At 66.9% G+C, this 7119-nt stretch carries 6 protein-coding genes and 1 pseudogene; 5 read left to right on the top strand and 2 right to left on the bottom strand.

The annotated features are described in order from the left end of the window. The first annotated feature begins 180 nt into the window (after positions 1 to 180). The gene (locus tag K678_RS16440; protein WP_021133608.1) at positions 181 to 987 is read left to right on the top strand and encodes an undecaprenyl-diphosphate phosphatase; all 807 of its coding nucleotides are present in this window, start codon (positions 181 to 183) and stop codon (positions 985 to 987) included. Between the two features lie 158 nt (positions 988 to 1145). Here K678_RS16440 and K678_RS16435 read toward each other — a convergent pair whose 3' ends face one another. Both K678_RS16435 and K678_RS16430 read right to left on the bottom strand, forming a co-directional pair. Next, a complete protein-coding gene (locus K678_RS16435; RefSeq protein ID WP_021133607.1) occupies positions 1146 to 2594 on the bottom strand; it encodes a TrkH family potassium uptake protein in 1449 nt (482 codons plus the stop codon). Between the two features lie 13 nt (positions 2595 to 2607). Then, positions 2608 to 3944, bottom strand: a pseudogene (locus K678_RS16430) (TrkH family potassium uptake protein). 255 nt (positions 3945 to 4199) lie between these two features. On the opposite strand from K678_RS16430, the gene K678_RS16425 reads away from it, so the two are divergent. Genes K678_RS16425 through K678_RS16410 form a run of 4 tightly spaced genes read left to right on the top strand, consistent with a single transcriptional unit; the run spans position 4200 to position 7099 of the window. Beyond that, complete coding sequence (locus K678_RS16425) at positions 4200 to 4502, top strand: YggT family protein (protein ID WP_021133604.1); 303 nt, start codon at positions 4200 to 4202, stop codon at positions 4500 to 4502. 2 nt (positions 4503 to 4504) lie between these two features. After that, entirely contained in the window at positions 4505 to 4834 is a 330-nt protein-coding gene (locus tag K678_RS16420) for a DUF167 domain-containing protein (RefSeq protein ID WP_021133603.1), read from the top strand. Further along, positions 4831 to 5721 (top strand): bifunctional methylenetetrahydrofolate dehydrogenase/methenyltetrahydrofolate cyclohydrolase FolD, encoded by an 891-nt coding sequence (gene folD / locus K678_RS16415; RefSeq protein WP_021133602.1) that lies wholly within the window; start codon positions 4831 to 4833, stop codon positions 5719 to 5721. The genes K678_RS16420 and folD overlap by 4 nt, the downstream gene beginning before the upstream one ends. A gap of 25 nt (positions 5722 to 5746) precedes the next feature. Further along, positions 5747 to 7099, top strand: a complete 1353-nt coding sequence (locus K678_RS16410; RefSeq protein WP_021133601.1) for a TldD/PmbA family protein — start codon at positions 5747 to 5749, stop codon at positions 7097 to 7099. The last annotated feature ends 20 nt before the right edge of the window (positions 7100 to 7119 follow it).

The following is a 7119-nucleotide window of genomic DNA, read 5'->3' as shown; positions in this document are numbered from 1 at the left end:
GGAGCCCCCCACCCCTCGCGGGTGGGGGGCTTTTCGTTGTCTGCGGCGCGGCGGCAGTCCCCCGATCGGGGTCAAGAGCATCCCCCCATCGCACCAAGCAATTGAGGCCCTGCACGGTATCTCTTCCGGCCACTTCGCCCCAGTGATATAACGAACCAAGGCCGGTACGGAGACAGTCCCTTGACTTTGCTGGATGTTTTAACCGTTGCCCTGATTCGGGGCCTGGGTGAGGTTCTGCCGATCGGCGCTTCGGGGCCGTTGGCGGCTCTGCCCGGCCTTGCGGGCAGCGACGATGGGCGCGCCGCCCTGGCGATCGCGACCCATTGCGGAATCCTGGTGGCCCTGCTGCTGTATTTCTGGCGCGACGTGCTGGCGATGGTCACCGGCTTGTGGCGGCTGGCCAAAGGAAAACCCGATGCCGGATCGTGGCTGATGCTCCATGTCGTCGCCGGAACGGTGCCGACGGCAATTCTGGGGGCCTTTCTCGCCCTCCCCGCCGCCGCCGCAATCGGGCCGGTGATGGCGGCCATCCTGATCCTGGTCGGTGGCGTGGTTCTGCTGCTCTGCGACTGGCTGGGGGTGACGGTGCGTCGGGTCGAGCATCTCAGCCTGCCCGTCGCCGCCGGGCTGGGACTGGTCCAGGCCCTGGCGCTGTTTCCCGGCGTATCGCGCACCGGCATCACCATTGCCGCCGCCCGGTTGCTGGGGTGGGAGCGGCGCGAGGCGGCCCGCTTCTCGCTGCTGCTGGCGATCCCGCTGATCCTCGGCCATGCCGCTGTCAGCCTGTGGACCCTGACCCGCCATACCCAGCCGATCCTGTCGGCCGATCTTCAGATCGCCGCCGCCGCCGCCGGGCTGATCGCGTTTGCCGCGATCGCGGCGATGATGGCCTGGGTCGACCGCCACACCTATGCTCCGCTGGCGGTGGCCCGGATCATCGTCGGACTGGGTGCCCTCGGCCTGCTGCTGTGGTCGTCCTTGATCTAAGAGTTTGTCAGGGTTAAGGGAAACCACCCTACCCGTCGTGGCCGGGCTTGACCCGGCCATCCAATGCTTCCAATGATTTTTCGGCGGAGGCACAGAGCCCCCCGGGTCAAGCCCGGGGGTGACGGACCCCAAAGGGCGGTACTGTCAGCTCTCGGGACTTACTGCCGCCAAAAGGTGGGCACGAACAGCACCAGGATGGTGAAGATTTCCAGCCGTCCAAACAGCATCCCCGCCGCCAGCAGCATCTTGGCCGCGTCGGGCAGAGCGGCATAGGTCGCCCCCGGTCCGATCGTCCCGCCCAGGCCGGGGCCGAGATTGGCCAACGCCGAGGCCGCCCCGCTGACCGCGGTGACGAAATCCAGCCCGAGGAAAGCCAGCGCCATCGCCAGCAAGGCGAAGGCCAGCGCATAGACGAACAGGAACCCCATCACGGATTCCAGCACGTCCTCGGGGATGGTGCGGCCGTTAAAGCTGGCGATCAGCACCGCGTTGGGACGCAGCAGGCGACGCAATTGCATCACCGCGTCGGTGAACAGGCATTGCAGGCGAAACACCTTCAGTCCGCCCGAAGCCGATCCGGCGCAGCCCCCGACAAAAGCCAGGAAGAACAGGATCATCACCGGCATCCCGCCCCACCCGCCATAGGGAAGGGTATAGAACCCGGTTCCGGTCATCACCGAGGCAACGGTGAAGGCACCGTGGCGCACGGCGTCGGACGGCAGCAGATCGAGACTGATCCACAGCCAGGCGCTGATCCCCAACGTGCCCAACCCCAGCAGCGACAGATACCAGCGAATCTGGCTGTCGGCGAAAACCGCGCCGCCTTCGCCGCGCAGCAGCCGATAGAACAGCAGGAAGGGCAGCCCGTTCGCAACCATCCCGAGTATCAGGACAATCTCGGCGTCGGGATTGTGGAAATGCCCGACCGAGGCGTCCGAAGTCGAAAACCCGCCCGAAGACAGGGTCGACAAAGCGTGGGCCAGGGCATCGAAGCCCCCCAGCCCGACCCGCCACAGCCCCAACGCCAGCAGCAGAGTCAGCCCGACATAAGCGAAAAACACCGCACGAGCGATGCGGCGGCCCCGCGCGATCGCCCGCTCGGCCGAACCGGGCATCTCAAGACGGAACATCTGCATCCCGCCGACCGCCAAGAGCGGCAGAACCGCGACCGCCATCGCGATCACCCCCAGCCCGCCCAGCCAGTTCAGCAGCGCCCGCCACAGCAACAAGCCGCGCGGGGCATGATCCAGCCCCGAGATCACCGTTGCCCCCGAGGCAGTCAGACCGCTGACCGCCTCGAACAGCGCGTCGGGCACCGACAACGCCAGCGGTCCGAAGATAAAGGGCAGCGCCGCGAACAGCACCGGGACCAGCCAGCCGAACACCACGGCCAGATACATCTGGCGGGTGGTCCAGCCGCGTCCTGGAGCGTTCATCCCCAAGGCCAGGGCCAGGCCGAAAAACAAGGTCACCCCGGCCGAAACGACGAACACCCGCGCTTCGGCCTGACCGTCATGAACATCCAGCGCGGCGGGCAACAGCATCGCCGCCGCCAGGGCGCACAAGAGCTGGCCGATCAGGCGCAGGACGGGACGGACGTCGATCATCGGCCTCCCTCCCCTATTCCCGCCAGTAGCTGCGGGAGAACAGAACCGCGACGATGAACAGTTCCAGCCGTCCAATCATCATTTCGAGCGCCAAAATCCACTTGGCGGCATCGGGCAGGGGGCGATAGCTGCCCATCGGCCCGATCACGTCGCCGATGCCGGGACCGGCATTGGCCAGCGCCGCCGCCGAGCCCGACAAAGCGGTAACAAAATCGACCCCCACCACCGTCAGCGTTACCGAGAACACGGCGAAGGTCAGGAAATACAGCACGACGAAGCCCAGCACCGAATCAAGGATCGCCGGGGCAACCATATCGTTGTTATAGCGGATCACATAGACGCCGTGGGGATAGAGCAGCCGCCCGATATGGGCCGAGGCCAGCGCGAACAGCAGATCCCAGCGCAAGATCTTGATCCCGCCCGCGGCTGAACCGGTGCAGCCGCCGATGAACAACAGGATGAAGAAGACGACATGGGCAAAGCCGCCCCAGGCGCTCCAGTCGGTCGAAGCGAAGCCGGTGGTCGAGACGATCGAGGTGACCGAGAAGGCGGCATGGCGCACCGCCGCCGCCGGGGGCATGTCGTTGACGGTCCATTGCCACAGCGCCAGCAGGCCGGAGAAGCCGCCGACGAACATCAGGTACCAGCGGGTCTGAGCATCCTTGAACAGGCTGGTCCGGGCCGCCCGCCCCGCCCCGGTCCACAGCACCAGACTGGAGCCGCCAACCAGCATCGCCGCGACCGCGACCCATTGCACATCGGCGTTCCAATGGGCCAGCCGCAGGTCCGAGGTCGAGAAGCCGCCGGTCGAAACCGCCGACAGAGCGTGGCATATCGCATCGAACCGACCCATCCCGGCAATCCAGAACCCCAGCGCGGTCAAAGCGGTGAAGGCGGCATAGACCAGCCCGATTCCACCGGCGACCTGAGCGATGCGCGGCCCGACCCGCTCGGTCTTGTCCGAGGTTTCCATCCGGAACACCTGCATCCCGCCGATCCGCAGCGCGGGCAGGATCGCGACCGCCATCACGATGATACCGGCCCCCCCAGCCAGTTCAGCAGCGCCCGCCACAGCAAGATGCCGCGCGGGGTGTGATCGAGACCGACCAGCACCGTCGCCCCGGTGGTGGTGAGACCGCTGACCGCCTCGAACACCGCATCGGTCGGGCTCATCCCCAGGTTGGAAAAGGCGAAGGGCAGCGCGGCAAAACCCGCATTCGAGACCCAGCCGATCACCGTCAACATGAAGGATTGCCGCGCCGACAGGGTGATCCGCCCGGCGGGACGGGTGCCCAGCCCCAGCGCCAGCCCGAAAAAGGCGGTGACGGCAGCCGAAAGGACGAACACCATCCAATCGCGGTCGCCCGCCGCCGCGTCGGCAATGGCGGGAAAGACCATCGCGACCGCAAGAACCAGCAGCAGAAACCCGTTGACGAACAGAACCGGCCGGAGGTCGATCACACCATCTCTCTTTAGCTCTCGCGATTGGGGGACTCTTGACCCCGAATGCAGGCGCTTGTCCAGAGAATCGTGCGCGCGCTTGCCAGCCGGGGCGACGACAGCTAGGGTTGGCCTAGACGAGAACTGCCATAAGGGATGCTGGCAATGCACGCGATTTTGGGCGCCGCGATCGAGGTCGTGATCCTGGCCTTGAACCTGTACTGGTACGTCGTCCTGGCGGCGGTGGTGGTAAGCTGGCTGGTAGCGTTTGGTATCGTCAATACCTACAATTCCACCGTCCGTACCCTGCTGACCGTCCTGTCGCGCCTGACCGAGCCGGTGTTGCGCCCGCTGCGCCGGGTCCTGCCCGATCTGGGATCGGTCGATCTGTCGCCGATCGTGCTGTGGCTGGTGCTGTATTTCCTGATCCGGGTGCTGGAGCAGCTGCGCTTTTCCATCGCCTTCTGACGATGACTTCCGGGGCTTCGCCTTTCGCCGCCGCGTCCGGCGGGCTCCGGGTTTCGATCCGGCTGACGCCCAAGGCCTCGCGCAATCAGGTGCAGGGCGTCGTCGCCGAGTCCGACGGACAGGCGGTTCTGAAGGTCCAGGTCACCGCTGTACCCGAGGACGGCAAGGCCAACGCCGCCCTGGTCAAGCTGCTGGCCAAGACCTGGCGCCTGCCCCGCACCGCGCTGGACATCGTCCAGGGTGCGACCGACCGCCGCAAGGTGGTTCTGATTTCCGGCGATGCCGAGGATTTGCGGCAACGCCTTGATCTATGGATGGCCGAACAATCATGACTGAAGCAAAGATCATCGACGGCAACCGCTTTTCCGCCGGCCTGCGCGAGCGCATCACCACCGAGGTCCATGCCCTGCGCGAGAGCCGCCGCCTCACCCCCGGTCTGGCGGTGGTGCTGGTGGGCGAGGACCCGGCCAGTCAGGTCTATGTCCGCACCAAGCACAAGCGCACCGTCGAAGTGGGGATGGAATCCTTCGTCCACACCCTGCCGGTCGACACCCCCGAACACGAATTGCTGACCCTGATCGCCGGGCTCAACAGCGACCCGGCGGTGCATGGCATTCTGGTCCAGCTTCCCCTGCCCAAGCACATCGATTCGCAAAAGGTGATCGAGGCGATCGACCCGGCCAAGGACGTTGACGGCTTTCATCCGGTCAATGTCGGCCGTCTCGCCTCGGGCGGCGAAGCGCTGGTCCCCTGCACCCCGTTCGGCTCGCTGCTGCTGCTGAAGGACCATCTGGGCGATCTGTCCGGCCTGGACGCGGTGGTGGTCGGCCGCTCGAACATCGTCGGCAAGCCGATGGCGCAATTGCTGATCCGCGAAAGCTGCACCGTCACCGTCGCCCATTCCCGCACCCGCGATCTGCCCGATGTGGTGCGCCGCGCCGACATCGTCGTCGCCGCCGTCGGCAAGCCGGGGATGGTCCGGGGCGACTGGCTGAAGCCCGGTTGCACCGTGATCGATGTCGGCATCAACCGCATCGCCAATCCCGACGGCACCAGCCGGTTGGTCGGCGATGTCGCCTTTGACGAGGCGGTCAAAGTCGCGGGCGCGATCACCCCGGTACCCGGCGGGGTCGGGCCGATGACGATCGCCTGCCTGTTGCGCAACACTCTGGTTGCCTGCGCCCGCCAGCACCGCATCGCTCTCGACGAGTCGTTGTAACGCTTCTGATCGCGGAGGTTCCCTTATGCCCGGTCCCCTGATTCCGGCCCCGCTCGATCTGCTCGGCGATCTGGTCGCCGCCGCCCGCCGTGCCGGAGCCGACGAAGCCGACGCGGTTCTGATCGATTCGGTCTCGCTGTCGGTGGGCTTGCGGCTGGGAACGCTGGAACGGCTGGAACGGTCCGAAGGCGGCGATATCGGCCTGCGCGTCCTGATCGGGCGGCAGCAGGCGTTCGTCTCGTCGTCGGACCGCTCGCCCGCCGCTTTGTCCGAACTGGTCGAACGCGCCGTCGCGATGGCCCGGATCGTCCCCGAAGACCCGTGGTGCGGGCTGGCGACGCCGAACCAACTGGCCCGCGATCTGCCCAATCTCGACATGTTCGATCCCTCCGAGCCCGATGCCGAGGGGCTGATCGACATGGCGCGCCGGGCCGAGGACATCGCCCGCGCCACCCCCGGCATCACCAATTCCGAAGGCTCGGATTCCGGCTGGGGCCGCTCGCGGGTGGCTTTGTGCGCCTCGAACGGGCTGTCGTTCGAATATCAGGTCAGCCACGCCTCGCTGTCGGTCGCCGTGCTGGCCGGGGACGGGGCCAGCGGGATGGAGCGCGATTACGACCATACCGGCGCGGTCTATCTCGGCGATCTGCGCGCCCCCGAAGAGGTCGGGGCCGAAGCGGCACGCCGTGCCGTCCGCCGTCTCGGAGCCCGTAAGGTCAGTTCGCGTCAGGTGCCGGTGATCTTTGACCCCCGCGTCGCCCGGGGCCTGCTCGCCACCCTGGCCGGAGCGATCAACGGGGCCTCGGTCGCCCGTGGCACCAGCTTCCTGAAGGACCGGCTGGGCCAGCCGGTGTTCGCCCCCGGCATCCGGGTCATCGACGACCCTCATCGCCGCCGTGGCCTGCGCTCGCGCCCGTGCGACGGCGAAGGGCTGCCGACCCGCGCCCGCGCCGTGATCGAGGACGGGGTGCTGACCACCTGGCTGCTTGATCTGCGCTCGGCCCATCAGCTTGGCCTCGCCCCCACCGGCCACGCCAGCCGGGCCACCGGCTCGCCGCCGTCGCCCTCGGCCAGCAATTTCTATCTCGACGCGGGCGCGATCACGCCCGCCGAGATGATCGGCGACATCACCGACGGCTTCTACATCACTGAATTGTTCGGTCAGGGAGTCAACGGCGTCACCGGCGATTATTCGCGCGGGGCCGCCGGATTCTGGATTTCGGGCGGCGAACTGGCCTTCCCGGTCGCCGAGGTCACCATCGCCGGAAACCTGAAAGACATGTTCCGTGAGCTGACCCCGGCCAACGATCTTGAACTGCGCCACGGCATTGATTGCCCGACGCTCAGGATCGACGGGCTGACCATCGCCGGAAAGTAACCCCCCCGCCCGGAATTCCG

This window comes from Magnetospirillum fulvum MGU-K5 (assembly GCF_000442515.1).
Classification (GTDB): domain Bacteria; phylum Pseudomonadota; class Alphaproteobacteria; order Rhodospirillales; family Magnetospirillaceae; genus Phaeospirillum; species Phaeospirillum fulvum_B.
The sequence above is the reverse complement of the archived record's forward strand: the minus strand, read 5'-3'. Positions and strand labels throughout refer to the sequence as shown.